Here is a 15,071-nt window from a genome sequence, read left to right as displayed (position 1 = left end):
CGCCCAAGTTAAGCTTTCAGCGTCCCGCCCGCAGCACGTACCGCTTCGGGGGTGTCCACATCCAGGAGTGCTGCTTGCCCGATTTCCACATGAACGACCGGAAGGCCGGACGCTTCGATGACACGGCGGGCTCCGACGTCGCCGTCCAACTGCGCTACCGCTTCGAAGAGAGATTTTGGGAGGATAACAGGATTTCCTGGCCTGCCGGCCCCCATTGCGCGCACGACCACTTCGCCATCGGTAGAGCGGAAGGCGGCAATAAGTTGATCAAGATCGTCACTTATCAATCCCGGCATATCGGCGAGCATTACCAGGATGGCGTCCGCCACTCGATCGCGGCAGCGGGAGACCCCGGCAGCAAGCGAGGTTGCCATTCCGGACACGTACATCGGGTTTTCCACACACTCGACCCTCAAGCCATCGAGTGCGGCTTCAATCTCAAGCCTGCGATGGCCGGTTACCACGATCACGGCGTCGGCGGTCGAACCGAGCGCGACCAGGGCGGAACGTCGCACGAGCGCGATGCCGTCGAATTCCGCAAGCAACTTGGATGCCCCTGTCTTTCCCATTCGACTGGAACGTCCTGCCGCTAGCAAGACAGCGAAGACGCGGGGAGCAAAAGGGCGTCCGTCGGGCGGCTGACTATGATCGCATGCGTCGGGCATCAGTTTCTTCCTCGCGTGCGGGCCAGTCGTGCGCCTTATGGTGCCCAGCAGCGACCTCGAAACGCCTATGCCCGTATTCTCGCCAAAATCGGACAGGGGCCAAAATCAGAAAGGACTTGTCGCCATCCCGGCCCGCCGTCGTCGATATCGTTGCAGCCGAGAACCGCGCTCGGTATCTGCAAGAACCAATCAAGTGCCTCCAGGACAATCACTGGAGTCGCGGTCACCGGCCAGCAGCCAAAGATCGTTGAGAAGGGACTCGGCGGATTCCACGTTGAGCCTGCGTATCATTCGTGCCTGGTGAACAGCAAAACGCTTTTTCAGTTCCCGAAGCATCGCCTGACCCTCCTCCGTGAGAAACAGCAAACGATGCCGCCGATCGTTCGGAGCCGGTTTGCGAACCGCAAGGCTCCGCGCCTCCAAAGCGTCGAGAACCGGCACGATGCGGGGGCGTTCAACACCCAATGCCGCCGCCAGATCCGCCTGATTGGTCCCGGGATTGTCCGATACAACGGCCAACACCGAGAACTGCACGGCAGTGATCGAGAGCTCACCGAATCCCCTGTAGATGTCCTGGAATACCGCAAGCTGTGCTCGACGGATCGCGTATCCGATGGTGCTCTCCAAATAGCTCAAATCGAGATTCCTTGCCGCAGTGTCTGCGATCTCCTTCGAGCCATTTGCCGCTGCCTTATTGGCGAGCTTCGGGGACATTTTCAATCTGGGCATTCTGCACTCTCTCCAATGCAATTTTTTTGCCCTTTCTAACAACATCCGCCCGATTTGTCAGAAAAAAGATATTGCCATTAATAGATAATATTGTTATCTATTATCAACCGTTGAGGAGCGGGAGGAGAAATCAAGTTGAACACGTTGAATGCACCCCGTTCGACCGAGCAGGTCGAATTCGTCGTGCGCGGTCCTGAACCGATCCGCGCACCATTTTCTACAGTTGGCCAGATGCTGGCGGAAAGCGCGGGGCGTTTCCCCAACCATCCGCTGCTGATTCACCCTCGAGGAGAGGAAGTCACCGTTCTCACCCATGGCGAAGCCTGGGAGCGCGCCCGCAACCTCGCCGATGCCCTCATTGAGTTCGGTCTCTCAGCAGAACGGCCGCTTGCCATCCTATCCGGCAACAGTATCGACCACGCGCTTCTCAGCCTTGCGGCCCAGATTGCCGGAGTGCCTGTGGCGCCGATTTCGGCCGCCTACTCTCATCTCAAGGATCTTGGCCGACTACGCCAGGTTTTGGAAATCCTTTCACCAGGGCTGGTTTTTGCCGAAGACGGAAAGGCTTTCGCAGGCGCGCTGGAACTTGCGCTGTCTTTAGGTGCGGCGACTGCTGCAACCAAAAACGGCAGCGATCAGCAGGAATCCCTTGCAGCCCAGTTGTTCGAGCATCGCACGACAAAAGCCTTCCGGCATCTTGCCAAGGCGAGCGACACGGCAAAGATCTTGTTCACCTCGGGTTCCACCGGTGTGCCGAAGGGCGTGATGGTCACACACGAAATGATCTGCTCAAACCAGGACGCAATCGTGCAGGTCTGGCCCTTTCTGAAGCATGTGCAGCCCATGCTCGTCGACTGGTTGCCCTGGAACCATGTGTTCGGAGGCAACATTGTCTTCACCTGCGCCATTCGCAACGGTGGAACTCTCGTGATCGACGAAGGGCGCCCGCTTCCGGGGCAGTTCGACCGGACACTGCGGAATCTTCGCGACTATCCGCCGACAATCCATTTCGGAGTTCCCCGAGGGTTTGAGGAACTGGTCAACGCCCTTGAAGGTGACGAGGAAGCGGCACGGTCGTACTTCGGTGACCTTCGGGTGATGTTCACGGCTGGCGCTTCGCTGCCATCGACTGTCTGGGAGCGCTATCGTGCGCTTGGTGCGAAATATGGACGGCCCGATCTAGGAGTCCATGTGTCATGGGGATCGACGGAGACGGCTCCGATCGTTTCTGCGTCTCCCAGGGATAACGAACGTCCTGACAATCTTGGCGCGCCATTTCCCGGCGCGGAAATCAAGCTGGTGCCCAACGGGGACAAATACGAATTGCGGATCCGTGGTCCCATGGTGACGCCGGGCTATTGGCGTCGACCGGATCTGACCGCCGAGGCTTTTGACCAGGATGGTTTCTATTGCATCGGTGATGCCGGCAAATTCCTGGACCCCGAGGATCCGTCAAAGGGGATTCTCTTCGACGGGCGCATCGCGGAAAACTTCAAGCTGATCACCGGGACCTGGGTGCAGGCCGGCCTGATCAGGCCGGCGGCTGTTTCGGCAGGCAGATCGTTGATTCAGGACGCTGTCGTCACGGGCCATGATCGCCATGAAGTCGGCCTGCTGATCTTCCTGAACCGTGCCGTCGCCTCCCAACTCGCAAGCCTGCCTGATGCGACACTCGATGAGCTTGCACGCTCCGAAGTCATCCGGGAGAGAATTTCCGGGATCCTTGGCGAGCTTTCCGGCAGTGGGTCCTCATCGCGGGTGGCGCGCGCGCTGATCCTGAGCGACCTTCCGTCAATCGAGGCCGGGGAGATCACCGACAAGGGTTATCTCAACCAGCGCGCTCTTCTGCGATCGCGCGCCGACATGGTCGAGCGGCTCTATGCCGACCCGTTGCATCCTGACGTTATCCTGCCCGCGTCACCAAAAAAACCATCACCCTGACGAGAGAACTGACAATGACCGACATCTTTATCGTGTCCGGAGCGCGCACCGCTATTGGGACATTCGGTGGGAGCCTCAGCACCAGGACGCCAACGGAGCTAGGCGCAGCGGCTGCAAGTGAAGCTATTCGCCGAGCCGGGATCGAACCCGCAGACGTCGACAACTCCGTATTCGGCACGGTTATCCCGACGGAAGCAGCCGATCTCTTTCTCGGGCGGACGGTGGCTATCCGTGCCGGTGTGCCTATCGAAGCGCAAGGCCTGACGTTGAATCGGCTCTGTGGCTCTGGAGCCCAGGCGATCGTGACGGCCGCACAAATGATCAAGCTCGGCGAGTCGAAGATCGCAATCGCCGGCGGTGCGGAAGCCATGAGCCGCGCCCCTTATTCAGTCGACGGCATGCGTGGCGGAAAGCGGATGGGCGACGGCCGGGTCTATGACTGGCTGACCAACACGCTCGCGGACCCCTTCGGCCACGGAGCCATGGGTGACACCGCAGAAAACGTTGCCCAAAAATATAAGATCTCTCGCGAACGGCAGGATGCCTTTGCTCTCGAAAGTCAGCAGCGGGCGCGGCGGGCGATCGACGAGGGACGCTTTGAGGAGCAGATCGTCCCGGTCGCGATCAAAACCCGCAAGGGAGTTGTTGATTTCGATACGGACGAACATCCCCGGGAAACCTCCGCGGAAGCGCTGGCAGCGCTGAGACCGGCCTTCCGGCAAAACGGCACCGTCACACCGGGCAATGCGTCCGGCATCAACGATGGCGGTGCTGCGGTCGTGCTGGCGAGCGAGGCGGAGGTTGTACGTCGCAATCTCAAGCCCATGGGTCGTGTGCTCGGATGGGGGATTGCCGGCGTGCCACCGGAGATTATGGGGATTGGTCCTGTCAAGGCCGTGCCGATCGCACTTGAACGAGCCGGATTGACGTTGTCCGACATCGACGTCTTTGAATCGAACGAAGCCTTCGCGGCTCAGGCCATCGCCGTCAATGACGGTCTCGGACTACCGATCGAAAAGGTCAATCCAAATGGGGGAGCGGTTGCCCTCGGTCATCCCCTCGGCGCCACCGGCGCCATTCTCACCATCAAGGCGCTCTATGAGCTTCGCCGCACACAGGGACGCTATGGGGTCGTGACGATGTGCATAGGTGGCGGCCAAGGCATCGCGCTTGTCATCGAATATTTGCAGTAAGGGATCGAAAACTCATGACCAGCAGCACGGCACCGCGTATTTCCGCACCGGACATTCCTTCCCCGAATTCCGCGGATGATGGTCTGGTAATCTCCAGAGCCGCGGTCATTGGCGCGGGCGCCATGGGGTCCGGTATTGCCGCGCAACTCGCCAACGCTGGCGTTTCCGTACTCCTGCTCGACATTGCAGCACAAGGGGATGACCGCGCTGCGATTGCCAAAGCCGGTGTCGAAAGACAACTCAGGGCAGGAGGCTTTATGCACCCCGACAGGGCCGCCCTCATTGAGACCGGGAGTATCGAGGACGACATTGCGCGTGTAGCGGAGGCCGAGTGGATCGTCGAGGCCATCGTAGAGGACATTGAACTGAAACGTGCGCTCTATCGGAAAATCGAGGACGCGCGGCTTTCAGGTTCTGTGGTTTCTTCCAACACATCGACCATCCCGCTTGCTCAGCTCATCGAGGGATTGGGTCCCCGCTTCGCAGCCGACTTCGTCATCACCCATTTCTTCAACCCGCCACGGGTGATGCCTCTGCTTGAACTTGTCAGCGGCGAGCACACACGTCCTGAAACGCATTCGAAGGCGCACCGGATCGCTGAACTTGTCATGGGCAAGAGTGTCGTGGATTGCCGCGACACACCTGGCTTCATCGCCAACCGCATCGGCAACTACTGGATGTCGGTCGCATGTCTCGAAGCCATCCGGCAGGGCCTGACGGTCGAGGAAGCGGACGCGGTCGTGGGCAAGCCGTTTGGCATTCCTCGCACCGGGATTTTCGGTTTGTTTGACTATGTCGGCATTCAGCTCGTTCCCCTCGTATGGGGCAGCTTCATGCGCATCCTGCCTGCTGAGGACGCACATCGACGGCACGACATTACACAGGATCCCTTTATAGCCACAATGCTCTCCCGCGGCCTGGTCGGCCGCTTCGGGCCAGGCGGCTTTTACCGCCGCAAGAGCACCGCCGGAGAGCGGGTCGACGAAGTGATCGATTTCGCGAGCGGAGGCTATCGCCCGCGTATCGAAGACGCGCTGCCCGGTCTCACCAACGATCTGCGCGCGCTCTGCGAGCAATCGAACAAAGCGGCGGGATACGCCTGGACGGTGTTGTCACATCTGCTCGTCTACGCCGCGACGATCGCCCCCGAAATCGCCGAGGACATTGCGTCAATCGACAAGGCGATGCGCCTTGGCTACAACTGGCGGTACGGACCGTTCGAATTGGCCGATCAGGTTGGCATTGACTGGTTGATCGCAAGGCTTGAGGATGGCGAGTTTGAAATCCCGCCGCTGCTAAGGGATGCCCAGCACCGGGGCGGTTTCTATGCGCTGAAGAGTTCCGCGCTCCTGACTGACGGGACAGAAGCCCCGGGAGGGAATGCCGTCTGCCTTTCACTTGCCAGCCTGCGGCGGCCGCAGCCGGTTCGAACCAATGCTTCGGCGTCCGTCTGGGACCTCGGAGATGGCATCGCCGGCCTGGAAATCCACACGAAGATGAACGCCTGCGACATCGATGTCGTCGCGATGGCCGAGGCTTTACCTGATATCGTCAAGGAAGGTTTTTCCGCGACGATCATCGGTTCGGACAACCAACGGGCATTCTCGGCGGGAGCCAAGCTCGACACGTTCATCGACTACATCATTGCACGGGACTGGACGGGTCTCCGTCAGTTCGTCGCACGCGGCCAAGCCATTTGGCTCGGCTTGAAATATGCGCCTTTTCCTGTTGTCGCCGCCGCCGGTGGCTTGGCTCTTGGCGGTGGTTGTGAACTGATGATGCATGCCGACGAGATCGTCGCCCACAGTGAACTTGCTGCAGGGCTTCCAGAGCGCAAAGTGGGCATTATGCCTGGTTGGGGCGGTGTTACCCAGCTCCTCCTGCGCAATCAGGAACGTTATAAGCCGGACGATGCGGCTGCGGCTGCTTTCGACACCATCGTGGGAACCGAGGTTAGTGGCTCGGCCTTGCTGGCGCGCGATCTCGGATTTCTTCGGCTCACTGACCCTATTGTTATGAGCCGGGAGCATCTCATTTCTACGGCTGTCGCGCGGGCAAAGGCGCTGTCAGAAGACTACACCGTGCCGCCACGGGCCAAACTCAGGGCTGGCGGCGACAGGCTTGCGTCTCAGCTCAGGATCTCCGTCGATCACAAACTTGCGCTGACGGCCACGGACATCCGCATTGTTGAAAAGCTTGCCTGGGTCTTGTCTGGAGGAGGCACACGCGACGGCCTCATTTCCGAAGAGGACATGATGGCTCTGGAGTTGGAAGCCATTCTGGGGCTTGCCCAATACCCGGAAACGCTCGCCCGTCTCCAGCACATGCACAACACCAACAAGCCTCTCGTGAACTGAGCTCCGATCCATGACCTATCAGGCCCCAGTCGAAGAAGTAGGCTTTTATATTCGCAACTGCACTGCTGCGATTGCGCCCACCTCTGGATCATCCTCGCTCGACGGCGAGACGATTATGGCCGTTCTCACCGAGGCGGGCGCTTTCGCAGAGGAAGTGCTCCTCCCTCTCGACAAGAGGCTGGACAGGCAGGGAGTATCCTTAGATGGCATGACGGTTCGAACAGCGAGGGGGCACAGGGAAGCCTACGCCACCTTCCGCGAGGGCGGCTGGCTCGGCCTATCCGCCCCGGTCGACTATGGCGGTCAAGCGCTTCCGCACACGCTGACAGCTGCTTGTCAGGAGTTCTGGCATTCGGGGTCCCTTGCCTTCGCCATGGGCAATCTGCTGACAGTCGGGGCAATCGAGGCGCTTCATCGTCACGGTAAAAGCGTTCTCAAGGACATCTATCTGCCGAAGCTCGTCTCCGGCGAATGGACTGCCACGATGGCTTTGACGGAGGCCGGCGCGGGTTCTGATCTCAGCGCTATTCGCACCCGTGCCGAACCGACCGATGACGCGCGCTTTCTTATCCGTGGCGCCAAGATTTTTATCTCATATGGCGAGCATGACCTTGCCGAAAACATCGTCCACCTCGTGCTGGCCCGCCTGCCGGACGCGCCGGTGGGGAGCAAGGGACTTTCCCTCTTTCTCGTACCCAAGCTGATCGTCGCAGCCGATGGAGGCGTGACGGCCAATGACGTGCGATGCACCGGAATTGAGGAGAAGCTTGGGCAACATGGTTCTCCGACCTGCAGTCTCGTTTTCGGCGACGATGGCGGAGCCTATGGCTGGATGGTCGGAGAGCCCAACCGGGGGCTTGCCGCCATGTTCACCATGATGAACAGCGCGCGGCTTGCCGTCGCCATGCAGGGGGTGGCGGTCGCCGAACGCGCAACGCAGGTTTCGGCAGCATTTGCCAGAGAACGGCTGCAAGGGATGGATCCGCACACAGGGCAGGGCATCCCCATCTCCAATTATCAGGACGTGCGCCGGATGCTGATGACCATGCGGGCGACAACCACGGCCGCGCGCTTTCTGGCATTGTCGACCGCCGATGCGATCGACCGCGCCGCCGCGGCCGCCTCCAAAGCAGAGCGGAAGGCAGCGAAATTCGAAGCTGATATTATGACCCCGATTGCCAAAAGCTATTGCACCGAGGTCGGCATCGAGGCTGCGAATACAGCCATACAGATCCATGGCGGCATGGGTTATGTCGAGGAAACAGGGGTGGCGCAGCTGTGGAGAGACGCGCGCGTTACCAGCATCTACGAGGGAACCAACGGTATCCAGGCAATCGACCTCCTGAGCCGCAAGCTTGCGGGGGAGGGCCAGAGGCATTTTCTCGGGCTGATCGACAGTTGCGAGCGATCCGCGCGATCCCTCGCGGGATTCAAACTGGCTGCCGAGGTCAGCACGCAACTGGTAAAGAGTCTTGGTCTGCTCCGGGCGCGTCTGGTCGATCTCACCGGGATGCTCGACCAGTCGCCTCAGGAGGCGCTCTCCGCCGCAACGGCATTTCTCAAGCTCGCAGCCCTATCGATCGGCGGCTCGCTGATAGCGCGCGCAATGATGTCCTGCGACGAAACGGCACTGCGGCCAAAGCTGGAGGAGGCTTTGGTTGCTCATGCGCGGTTCGTACTTCCCGAAACGATGGGCGTTTCGGCGCTTATCGAGGCGGCAAGCGTGTATGCAAGGCAATCCGGGGGAGACGGAACTCCCATCGAGACAGTTGCCCGCGTGGCACCATAAATCCGGGAGCGAGGCCGGGAAGAGTTCAACAATCATCCATGGAGGACAATGGGATGAGAAAACTGATGGCTACATTGCCGTTTCTTGCGGCATTTCCACTTTCGGCCTTTGCCGCGGACGTCACCATCTGCGTCACCGTTTCGGCGACCGGCCCCGCCGCTTCGCTCGGCATCCCCGAGCAGAACACCGTGGCCTTCCTGCCGCAATCGGTCGGCGATGTGACCCTCAGATACATAACTTATGATGACGCGACCGATCCCACCAGCGCGACGCGCAACGCCCGTAAATGCACGGAAAGCGACCAGGCCGACGTGTTGATTGGCTCGTCTGCGGTTCCAACTTCTGTCGCCGTCGCGACCGTTGCAGTAGAAAAGTCGACACCGGTGGTGTCGCTTTCTCCGATCAATGTTCCCGCGGATGTCGATCGCTGGGCTTTTCGTGCTGTTCAAAAGAACGAGCTAATGGCGAGCGCGATCATCGAGCACATGAAGAAGAATGGCGTCAAGAAGCTTGGTTATGTCGGCTTTACCGACGCCTATGGTGAGGACTGGCTTCGGACGATTACGGCGATGCTTAAGGATAATAACATCGAACTCGTGGCGACCGAACGCTTTGCACGAAACGACACAAGCGTGACCGGCCAGGTTCTGAAGCTGGTCAGCGCTCGCCCCGATGCCATTCTCGTCGGCGCGTCGGGCACCCCGTCCGCCCTGCCGGCAACGGCGCTGGCCGAGCGTGGTTTCAAGGGCATCGTCTATCAGACGCACGGCTCGGCGACCGCGGACTACATCAGGGTTGGCGGCAAGGCTGCCGAAGGAAGCATCCTGCCCGTCGGTCCCGTGGTCGTCGCCGGGCAATTGCCAGACACCCATCCATCCAAAGCTCTTGGCGTCGAATACACAAAAAAATATGAGGCGGCGCATGGCAAGGGAAGCGTCTCGGCCTTCGGAGGAATGATGTTCGATGCAGGCCAATTGATCGCCGCCGCCATTCCCGAGGCCTTGAAGCGGGGAACACCAGGCACGCCCGAATTCCGCGCGGCTCTTCGCGAGAGCCTCGAAAACCTGAAGGACGTGGTGTCCGTCAACGGTGTCTACACGACAAGCCCGACCGATCACTTTGGCCATGATGAACGCAGCCGCGTCCTCATAACGGTCAAGGATGGACGCTTCCAGTATCTGCCGATGTGAATGCCTCCCGAGGCGGCCACCTGTTCGCGATGCGTCGCGACAGGTGGCTCTGGCGCAACTGTTTTCCGGGTAGACCAAATGGATAGTACAATCCTGCTTTTTCTCGCCCAAGATGGCATCCTGAACGGCGCAATCTATGCCCTTCTGGCCGTCGCGTTCATCATCCTATTCTCTGTTACTCGCATCATCTTCATCCCACAGGGAGATTTTGTCGCCTATGCTGGACTGACCCTCTCGGCCCTGGAGCGAGGCCAGACACCGGGTTCGGTCTGGGTCCTTGTTTCCTGCGGCGTGATTGCAGGAGGCCTGGAGATGATCCGCGCCCTGCGTGCCGGCCGGTCACGGGAATACTGGAAAATCGTCACTGGCTATCTTCTCTATCCCTGCGCAATCGCTGGGTTGCAATGGTCCGGCATCGGAACGTCAACCGATGTGTCGCGACTGCTCCTGACACTCGCAATCGTTGTGCCGCTCGGCCCCTACATCTACGTCATATTCTTCAAGGGACTGGCTAACAGTTCCATTCTCACTCTCCTGATTGTCTCCGTGGGTGTTCATTGGACCATGACGGGTGTGGCCCTGTTGTCGTTCGGGGCCGAGGGTTACAGAACGACTGCGATGTTGCACTCGGACCTGGAATTCGGTTCTATGGTCCTGTCCAGCCAAGGCATCGCGGTGCTCGTTCTGACCGCCTGCGTCATGTTGCTACTCTACCTCTTCTTCAATCGAAGCATCGAAGGAAAGGCGTTGCGCGCGACGGCCATCAGCACGCGCGGCGCCGGCTTGGTGGGGATTTCGCCAGAAAGCGCCGGTATGAAAGCATTCCTCATGGCCTCATCGATTGGCGCGGTGTCGGGAATCCTCATCTCGCCGATCACGACGCTCTATTACGACAGCGGTTTCCTGATCGGCTTGAAAGGGTTTGTCGCAGCGATCATTGGAGGGTTCGCAAGCTATCCAGCCGCCGTCGTCGGTGCGATCGGGGTGGGGCTCGCCGAAGCGTTTTCCTCCTTCTGGGCCAGCGCATTGAAGGATGCGATCGTTTTCGGGCTGGTAATCCCGGTGCTGCTGTGGCGCTCGATTTTTTTCCCCCATCCGGAAGAGGAATAAGGATTTGACTACGCGTAGTTTTGCGATCGTGTTCGCCGTACTTGCGCTGGCAATCGCCTTCGTGCCCGGCATCCCGCCCTTCTGGATCTCGCTTCTCAACCTGATCGGGCTGGCGAGCCTGGTTTCGATCGGCCTCGTCATTCTCACCGGTGTGGGCGGCATGACCTCCTTCGGTCAGGCCGCGTTCGTCGGATTTGGAGCATACACGTCCGCCATCCTGACGACGCAATACGGTCTGTCGCCCTGGATGACGTTGCCGATCGCGCTGCTCACCACCGGTATTGCTGCGCTCGCCATCGGCCTGATGACGATCCGGCTTTCAGGTCACTATCTGCCACTTGGCACGATTGCGTGGGGGATGGCGATCTACTCCCTTTTCGGAAACCTGGAAATGACCGGTGGCTTCAACGGGATTTCTGGCGTTCCGCCTCTTCGGCTGTTCGGTACGGCCCTCATCAGCCCGGCACAGGTCTACCCACTGGTTTGGGCACTGGTCGTGCTCGCAGTCGTCATCACTTGCAATCTGCTGGATTCACGACCCGGAAGAGCAATTCGGGCGCTGCGAGCAGGCAAGACGGCCGCCGAATCCTTCGGTGTTCACACAGAGCGGTACAAGCTTGTGGTGTTCGTCTACGCGGCCCTGCTTGCCGCCCTGTCCGGCTGGCTGTTCGCTCATATCCAGCGCGCCGTCACGCCCACCGCGTTCGGGCTGAATGCCGGCATCGAATACCTGCTGATGGCGGTGCTGGGTGGCACCGGGCACGTCTACGGCGCCGTTCTCGGCGCTGCCGCCGTCGTCATCCTCAAGGATCAATTGCAGGACATCCTTCCCGCGATCTTCGGCAGCGGCGGCAGCTACGAAATCATCGTGTTCGGCCTGCTCCTGGTTCTGATCCTGCAGTTTGCAAGAGATGGCCTTTGGCCGCTGGTTTCGGCGAGATTCGCCGGAAGCCATACCTCGAAGAATGTCAGCTCTCTTGAGAGTTCCGTTTCACCTTCGCCCTCTGCGCTTGTAACCGCGGAGGAAATTCTGGCCGCCAAAGATTTGGTCAAGCGGTTTGGCGGGCTCATTGCCGTCAACGGCGTCAATCTATCGGTACGTGGCGGCGAAATTGTTACGCTTTTAGGACCGAATGGGGCCGGTAAGAGCACCACATTCAACCTCCTGACCGGAATAATCCGCTTGAGCTCGGGGGAGGTTTCCATCAGCGGCAATCGCATCGACGGACTTCCACCGCGCCGCATCGCCGCGCTTGGGATTGCGCGGACATTCCAGCATGTCAAGCTCGTCGCAGAAATGTCGGTGATTGAGAATGTGACACTCGGAGCGCATTTGCGCGGGAGTGCCGGGGTTTTCCGCGCATTCTTGCGACTTAACCGGCATGAGGAGCAACTTCTGATTCAGCGGGCAGCCCAGGCCCTTGATCTCATCGGTCTGCTGGACAAGGCGGACACTACCGTCAGCGAGCTTTCGCTGGGGGCAGCCCGGCTCGTGGAAATCGCGCGCGCCCTATGCCTCGAACCGCGTCTCTTGCTTCTCGACGAGCCAGCGGCCGGACTGCGCAAGTTCGAGAAGGATGCCTTGGCGGCCGTGCTTGCCCGCCTTCGGGACACCGGGATGGGGATACTTCTCGTGGAACATGACATGGATTTCGTGATGAATTTGACGGACCGAATCCTCGTACTTGATTTCGGAACGCCGATCGCCGAGGGCACGCCGGTCGAGATACATCGTAACGCAAGGGTCCAGGAAGCCTATCTTGGGGGTGTGGTATGAGCACATGTCTGGCTGTCGAATCCTTGTGCGCCGGCTATCATCGGAAGGAAATCGTCCACGATGTCGACCTCTCGGTGCCGGTGGGCCACGTTGTCACACTTATCGGTCCAAACGGGGCGGGTAAATCGACGTTCCTTCTGTCTCTTATGGGTTTGATCCGGTCCTCCGGCTCCGCACGGTTTGAAGGCGAGGAAATCACCGGTCTGCCTGTGCAGGAACGTGTTCGTCTTGGCATTTCCCTCGTGTCCGAGAAGCGTGATCTTTTCTCAACGCTGACCGTTGAAGACAATCTTGTTCTTGGATGCTACAGCCGCAACCGGGACGCGCTCTCATCGTCGATCGAGGAAGTATTCGCCCTCTTTCCAAAGCTGAAGGAGCGGCGAAGACAGGAAGCGGCAACGCTTTCGGGTGGAGAGAGGCAGATGTTGGCCATGGGGAGGGCGCTGATGGCCAAGCCAAAGCTGCTGCTTCTTGATGAACCTAGCCTCGGTCTGGCACCGCTGATCGTCCGAGACATTTTCGCGATCATCAGGACCTTGCAGCAGACAGGTATTTCGATCCTGTTGGTCGAGCAGAATGCGCGAGCTGCCTTGAACGTCGCCACCTCGGCCTATGTGCTGGAACTTGGACGAGTCGTCCTCGAGGGGCCGGCCGAGAAGCTGGCGGAAGATCCGCGTGTCGCCGCAAGCTATCTCGGCTCAACAGACAATCGGTCGCTCTCGGCGGAAGCAGAAACATGAGAAGACCGCATCGCGCAGGGAATGGCAGGCAATTTCACAACCGACAGCCTCTCTTGGAACCCGACCAATCTAGTCCAGACGAATGCGCGCGCGCAGGCGCGTATTCAGAAGATCTACGAGCCACAGCAGACTGCCGCGCACGACGCCATGCAGTCTGGCCTGATGGCTCCGGTAGAGCATGACATGGCCGAACTGAGCCAAGCGTCCACGGATGGTGGCGCCCTCGAAAAATCCGAACTTGCCCAGAGACCCGAAGGCGTCGTATTCGGGGTCAGAACAAGAGCAGTCCGAAATCGTACGCTAAGGCCGAACGGAACAGGAACAATGTCGTAGTTCGGAAATGCAACATCCAATCTCTGTGGATTGCCAGCTACATGCGCCAATTTTGATTTCTGAGTCCGGCCCGACTCGGCCACGCTCGACGCAGATTGGTCATGAATGGAGTTGGGCGATGCCAAAGCGCAAGCTTCTCAAAGATCAAGATCGCCGGAAGCTTGTCGATATCCCGGCCGACGAGGACAGCTTGATCCGACACTATTCATTGTCACCAGCCGATCGTCTGGAGATCGAACTGCGCAGATGCAATCACAACCGACTCGGTTTTGCTATCCAGCTATGTCTGATGCGATACCCGGGTCGAGTGCTGGGAGCAGAAGAAACTCCGCCTCGCGCCATGCTGAAGTTTGTTGCTGATCAGATCGGCGCCGCTCCAGCCGAATTTGCCCTTTATGCCCGCCGTGATGAAACCCGTCGGGATCATATGGCGCGGCTGATGGTGTATCTGGATACGAGAAGCGCGAACCCGCAAGATCGTCGCGCCGCGCTATTGGCGGCAATTCAAGCGGCGACCCTGTCCGACGACGGTGCTGCAATAGCCAGTTCGCTTGTCACCGCGTTTCGCGAACGCGGAGTTCTTCTGCCGGCGATCGACACGATCGAACGGATCGGCCTTGCCGGCCGTGCCGCAGCCAGGCGCCGGGCGGAAAAAACTCTGCTTGAAAGCATCCCATTCGATAAGCTTCAATCACTGGATAAGCTGTTAGAGGTTGACCTATCGATCGGCCAGACGCGCTTTCACTGGCTGCGCTCGGCGCCAGAAGCGCCGGGTGCGTCGAACCTGGTCGGGCTGATCGAGCGGATAGCCTTTCTGCGTGAGCTGGGAATTGATCCAATGTTGCAGGCGCGCATATCACCAGGACGTTGGGACCAGATGATCCGGGAGGGCAATGCAACGCCAGCCTGGCTTGCCAACGACTTCAACGCCAACCGTCGCCACGCTCTGATCGTGGCTCAAGTCATCAAGCTTTTGCCAGAAGCTCACGGATGATGCGGTGACGATGTTCATCAAGCTGATGGGCAAGTTGTTCTCGCAAGCCAACAATCGAAAGAAGCAGCGGCAGATGGACTGCAGAGCGAACACCGCCAAAGCGCTGCGCATGTTCCTCGATACGATCACTGCTCTGCAGTCCGCGAACGATTATGGCCGGAACGCGTTGGAGGTTATCGACCAGAAAGTCGGATGGCACCGGCTGCTGAGAATGAAGCCAGAACTCGAGTCGATGGTTGATGACAACGAGGCT

At 59.5% G+C, this 15,071-nt stretch carries 10 protein-coding genes and 1 pseudogene; 9 read left to right on the top strand and 2 right to left on the bottom strand.

The genetic code is table 11. The features are described 5' to 3' along the window. Window positions 1–8: 8 nt before the first annotated feature. Together V6S97_RS25325 and V6S97_RS25320 are read right to left on the bottom strand one after the other, a co-directional pair. Window positions 9–665 (bottom strand): nucleotidyltransferase family protein, encoded by a 657-nt coding sequence (locus V6S97_RS25325; protein ID WP_334427943.1) that lies wholly within the window; start codon window positions 663–665, stop codon window positions 9–11. Window positions 666–854: 189 nt separating this feature from the next. Beyond that, window positions 855–1,394, bottom strand: coding sequence for a MarR family winged helix-turn-helix transcriptional regulator (locus V6S97_RS25320; protein WP_334427941.1), 540 nt, complete (start codon window positions 1,392–1,394; stop codon window positions 855–857). A 135-nt stretch (window positions 1,395–1,529) separates the two neighbouring features. On the opposite strand from V6S97_RS25320, the gene V6S97_RS25315 reads away from it, so the two are divergent. From V6S97_RS25315 to V6S97_RS25275, 9 genes and pseudogenes are all read left to right on the top strand, one after another. Further along, window positions 1,530–3,335, top strand: coding sequence for an AMP-binding protein (locus tag V6S97_RS25315; protein ID WP_334427940.1), 1,806 nt, complete (start codon window positions 1,530–1,532; stop codon window positions 3,333–3,335). 14 nt (window positions 3,336–3,349) lie between these two features. Continuing rightward, window positions 3,350–4,528, top strand: a complete 1,179-nt coding sequence (bktB, locus tag V6S97_RS25310) for a beta-ketothiolase BktB (protein ID WP_334427939.1) — start codon at window positions 3,350–3,352, stop codon at window positions 4,526–4,528. A gap of 14 nt (window positions 4,529–4,542) precedes the next feature. Further along, entirely contained in the window at window positions 4,543–6,885 is a 2,343-nt protein-coding gene (locus V6S97_RS25305; RefSeq protein ID WP_334427938.1) for a 3-hydroxyacyl-CoA dehydrogenase/enoyl-CoA hydratase family protein, read from the top strand. 10 nt (window positions 6,886–6,895) lie between these two features. Next, window positions 6,896–8,674, top strand: coding sequence for an acyl-CoA dehydrogenase family protein (locus V6S97_RS25300; protein WP_334427937.1), 1,779 nt, complete (start codon window positions 6,896–6,898; stop codon window positions 8,672–8,674). Between the two features lie 53 nt (window positions 8,675–8,727). Beyond that, a complete protein-coding gene (locus tag V6S97_RS25295) occupies window positions 8,728–9,864 on the top strand; it encodes an ABC transporter substrate-binding protein (RefSeq protein WP_334427936.1) in 1,137 nt (378 codons plus the stop codon). Between the two features lie 78 nt (window positions 9,865–9,942). Further along, window positions 9,943–10,974, top strand: a complete 1,032-nt coding sequence (locus V6S97_RS25290) for a branched-chain amino acid ABC transporter permease (RefSeq protein WP_334427935.1) — start codon at window positions 9,943–9,945, stop codon at window positions 10,972–10,974. 4 nt (window positions 10,975–10,978) lie between these two features. Continuing rightward, window positions 10,979–12,751 carry a branched-chain amino acid ABC transporter ATP-binding protein/permease gene (locus tag V6S97_RS25285; RefSeq protein WP_334427934.1) on the top strand — a complete coding sequence of 591 codons (1,773 nt, stop codon included), beginning with the start codon at window positions 10,979–10,981 and terminating at the stop codon, window positions 12,749–12,751. Continuing rightward, on the top strand, window positions 12,748–13,491 hold the full coding sequence (locus tag V6S97_RS25280; RefSeq protein WP_334427933.1) for an ABC transporter ATP-binding protein: 744 nt from the start codon (window positions 12,748–12,750) through the stop codon (window positions 13,489–13,491). The genes V6S97_RS25285 and V6S97_RS25280 overlap by 4 nt, the downstream gene beginning before the upstream one ends. 451 nt (window positions 13,492–13,942) lie before the next feature. After that, window positions 13,943–15,071: pseudogene (locus tag V6S97_RS25275) on the top strand (DUF4158 domain-containing protein); the annotation flags it as partial.

The sequence above is a fragment of the Agrobacterium sp. CCNWLW155 genome (assembly GCF_036888815.1).
Taxonomy (GTDB): Bacteria; Pseudomonadota; Alphaproteobacteria; order Rhizobiales; family Rhizobiaceae; genus Agrobacterium; species Agrobacterium radiobacter.
The sequence above is the reverse complement of the archived record's forward strand: the minus strand, read 5'-3'. Positions and strand labels throughout refer to the sequence as shown.

Excerpts from the sequence above, each read along its gene's own strand:
- V6S97_RS25325 (WP_334427943.1), bottom strand. The coding sequence starts at position 665 with ATGCCCGACGCATGCGATCATAGTCAGCCGCCCGACGGACGCCCTTTT.
- V6S97_RS25320 (WP_334427941.1), bottom strand. The coding sequence starts at position 1,394 with ATGCCCAGATTGAAAATGTCCCCGAAGCTCGCCAATAAGGCAGCGGCA.
- bktB (WP_334427939.1), top strand. The coding sequence starts at position 3,350 with ATGACCGACATCTTTATCGTGTCCGGAGCGCGCACCGCTATTGGGACA.
- V6S97_RS25305 (WP_334427938.1), top strand. The coding sequence starts at position 4,543 with ATGACCAGCAGCACGGCACCGCGTATTTCCGCACCGGACATTCCTTCC.
- V6S97_RS25300 (WP_334427937.1), top strand. The coding sequence starts at position 6,896 with ATGACCTATCAGGCCCCAGTCGAAGAAGTAGGCTTTTATATTCGCAAC.
- V6S97_RS25295 (WP_334427936.1), top strand. The coding sequence starts at position 8,728 with ATGAGAAAACTGATGGCTACATTGCCGTTTCTTGCGGCATTTCCACTT.
- V6S97_RS25290 (WP_334427935.1), top strand. The coding sequence starts at position 9,943 with ATGGATAGTACAATCCTGCTTTTTCTCGCCCAAGATGGCATCCTGAAC.
- V6S97_RS25280 (WP_334427933.1), top strand. The coding sequence starts at position 12,748 with ATGAGCACATGTCTGGCTGTCGAATCCTTGTGCGCCGGCTATCATCGG.